Source organism: Sporomusa sp. (genome assembly GCF_057736855.1).
Genome location: NZ_JBYKYF010000315.1, coordinates 1 through 3,428 on the forward strand (window position 1 = coordinate 1; position 3,428 = coordinate 3,428).

Consider the following 3,428-nt stretch of genomic DNA (forward strand, 5'->3'; position numbering starts at 1 on the left):
CACTCTTGCCAACATTCGGTGAACCTACCAGTACAACTTTTGCAGGTGTATTTCCCATGCCATTCCCCCGCCTGTTTTTATATCCGCTAAAATACAACTGCTAATTTCCTATGCGAATATAGGCGTGGATATGCGCTTATGGACAAATAAAATTCCCGGCCACAAGGCCGGGGTAAATATCAAAGGATTTTTTCAAGTTTGGCAACAATATTGGCTTTAGGCATATAGCCAGTTATTTTTTCTACTTGCTCGCCTTCCTTAAAAACAATCATTGTCGGCAAACTCATAACACCATATTTTTGCGCGAGTGAACGATTTTCATCCACATTAACTTTGGCAACCTTAAGTTTGTCTTGCATCTCCTGTGCTAATTCATCCATGTACGGTGCTAACCTAGTGCAGTAGCCACACCACGGGGCCCAAAAATCTACAAGTACCGGTTTAGCCGCTTCAAGCACTTCCTCCTGGAAATTGTTCTCGTTAGCATTGACTACACTTGCCATTAGTCAGTCCCCCTTTTTATTAAAATATAAAACGGGTATATCCTACTTGTGGTTGCGAAGTTCAACCAATACACAATTTTGATCAACCACATTAAGACCAAGGCTTGCCGCTGCGGCCACAACGTTGGCAGCATTGGCACCAGGCTGCAGCCAAACATTTTTTATGCCAAGCTCAGCACAATGGCTCATGATTTGTTCGCCGACTTTAGGTGGCACAACCACATTTACCACCTCAGGTACAACTGGTAAATCCTTAAGTGCCGGATAACAGGTGTCGCCAAGTATCTCACGCACACCGGGATTTACAGCGTACACTTGATATCCCGCTTCTTTCAAGGCTTTAAAAATCTTATAACCAAACTTATTTGGGTTATTAGTTGCTCCCACAACAGCCCATGTTTTCATTCGGAGCATTGCTTCAACATGACTCATAAGCATCTCCCCTTACCGTTATTTTACGGCATTAACCTTTAAATCATTCCTCAACAACAGTAACTTTATTCATTACATCGCCTTGAACAATTTGATCCACTACGTCCATACCTTCAATAACCTTACCAAATACCGTATGTACACCGTCTAAATGGGGTTGAGGCTCGTACACAATAAAAAACTGACTGCCACCAGTATTAGGACCGCGATGAGCCATTGACACTGCGCCGCGTTCATGTTTGTGAGGATTACCTTGGTTTCGCAGGGAATGGTGTAGCCAGGTCCGCCTGTACCATTGCCATTCGGACATCCTCCTTGGGCAACAAAACCTTTAATAACCCGGTGAAAGGTTAAACCATCATAAAAGCCTTCTTTTATTAATTTATCAAAATTAGCTACTGTCTTAGGTGCCTCTTTCTCAAATAACTCAATAACTACATTGCCTTTATCCATTTCAATAATTGCTTTTTTCAAAATATATCCCTCTCTTACATAGAATTATCTTAATTATATCATAGTCCGGTATGCTTTGGCAAAAATGGTAATGATTTTACAAAAAAAATAAAAAATACTCCTTCTAGCAAAAAGAAAGAGTATTAATCGTAGGAAATAATTATGTAGCCCATGATACCGTGCTCTCGTATGTTCATACCCGCTTCCCAGCAGGTGGGCGTCTTATAGTTATGTTTTTGCCTTCCACTCTGAATAAGGAGGCTTGGCAGCTGCATAACATCTAACTCCCTAAGTATATGAGTCGGTTGAACATATAAGAGGTTAACGAATATCCCAGGCATGATCGTCTTTTTTCATAGTGTATCTTATCACGCTGCGGCCATTTGCTCAAGGATGAAAATTAAGCGAAAAGTTGATGTTTTTCCGCATTTACTCCAGTTCATCTGGATAATACCATTTCGCTCTTGCGCGCAGACCACTAGTAATTATTTGACTTTTACGAATTGACTGCTTTTAGTTTACTTTATGCAAATGGCGGACGCAGTTTAGCAGGGTTATGGTCGGATGACCATCATAATATTCAATAATATTTACAGCAGTATTATCTTGTCTTATGCTCCAAACATGGTTTAGATGTATATCCAGTACTGCACACAAAATCGTGCCAATAGTACCGCCATGAGCTACAACTACTACCGTTTGCTCTGGATGATTGGCAACAATTTTTTTGATAGCGGTATACGCCCGTTCTTTAAGCTGTTTAAAGGTTTCACCGCCAGGTATCTCGAGTTCATCCGGAGTTGTCCACAATTTGCCCAAAAGTCCCGGCCATTTCTCTGTAATCTCTTCGTAAGTAAGGCCTTCCCATTCACCAAACTTAAGTTCGCGTAGTTCTGGTACAACAGTTACCGGCAAGTTATGTTTAGCTGCAATGTATTCGGCAGTTTTATATGCCCGCGACAGATCGCTGGCATAAACAGCATCAACAGACTCTTCAGCCAAGCGCTCGGCTACAGCCTCAGCTTGCTTAAGTCCGGTTTCGGACAAAGCAATATCACTATGCCCCTGATACTTTCGCTCTAAATTCCATAATGTCTGCCCGTGACGTACTATGATTAATTTAGTCATGATTCACCTCAACACCTGCTCTAAATTTGCTAATAAAATTTTATTTTGCCTGTCCAATTTAACTGCCACTCTTACGTAATACGGAGATAATCCTGGATAATTGCTGCAATCGCGAATGAGGATCTGCTTTTCAGCTAATTTTTTTCGTAAGTAAGCTGCTGTATAACCACTCGGACGGGTATCTAGCAATATATAATTGACTGACGGTGTTAACGGTTTTATTCCTGATAACGCTTTCAGCCTTTCATACATTATATCCTTTTCGTTGCTGATGATTGTTCTGCTCTTTTGCTGATAATCTTTGTCCGCCAAAGCGGCTACACCAGCCGCCTGGGCAAGCGCGTTAACATTCCAGGGATCTTTGGCTGCATGGAGTGTGGCGGTAAGTTTGGGCTGAGTAAGGGCAAAACCCAATCTAAGACCAGGAATAGCATAAAACTTGGTAAGCGAATGCAATATTACCAGATTTTCGTAATTCTTAAGCAGCGGTCGGCAGGTATATTGCTCGCCAGCGATAATAAAGTCCATGAAAGATTCATCCACAACAACAATGACCTTAGCTTGCCTGGCAGCAAATAGCAGCCTTTCAAGCTGGCTGACTGTCAGAAGTGAGCCGGTAGGGTTGTTGGGATTGCCGATAAACACCATGTCGACCCCATCCAGGCGGTTAAGCAATGATTGTATATCAAGTGAAAAATTAGTTTCTGGCGATACATATACATATTCAATTTGGGCTCCGGCTGCCCTGGCTGCCCGTTCATATTCACAGAAAGTCGGTACTGGTATAAGAACCCGTTTGGGTCGTAAGCTGTGAACAAGCACATACAGCAACTCAACAGCCCCATTACCGGCAGTAATTTGCGCGGTATCGACCTGATAGTAGCTGCTTATTGCGGTTTTAAGTAAGGTAGC

The 3,428-nt window shown here is 42.2% G+C and carries 4 protein-coding genes, 1 other RNA gene and 1 pseudogene; all 6 read right to left on the reverse strand.

Features of this window, described 5'->3' with window-relative positions:
* Positions 1-179: 179 nt before the first annotated feature.
* On the reverse strand, positions 180-503 hold the full coding sequence (gene trxA, locus AC29Z1_RS15360) for a thioredoxin (RefSeq protein WP_488272330.1): 324 nt from the start codon (positions 501-503) through the stop codon (positions 180-182).
* Between the two features lie 42 nt (positions 504-545).
* Positions 546-935 (reverse strand): CoA-binding protein, encoded by a 390-nt coding sequence (locus AC29Z1_RS15365; RefSeq protein ID WP_488272331.1) that lies wholly within the window; start codon positions 933-935, stop codon positions 546-548.
* Between the two features lie 43 nt (positions 936-978).
* Positions 979-1,409, reverse strand: a pseudogene (locus AC29Z1_RS15370) (peptidylprolyl isomerase).
* A 141-nt stretch (positions 1,410-1,550) separates the two neighbouring features.
* Positions 1,551-1,731, reverse strand: a non-coding RNA gene (ssrS, locus tag AC29Z1_RS15375) — 6S RNA.
* A gap of 170 nt (positions 1,732-1,901) precedes the next feature.
* Entirely contained in the window at positions 1,902-2,516 is a 615-nt protein-coding gene (gene cobC / locus AC29Z1_RS15380) for an alpha-ribazole phosphatase (RefSeq protein ID WP_488272332.1), read from the reverse strand.
* A 3-nt stretch (positions 2,517-2,519) separates the two neighbouring features.
* The coding region (locus AC29Z1_RS15385; RefSeq protein ID WP_488272333.1) for a pyridoxal phosphate-dependent aminotransferase at positions 2,520-3,428 on the reverse strand (909 nt) is incomplete at its 5' end.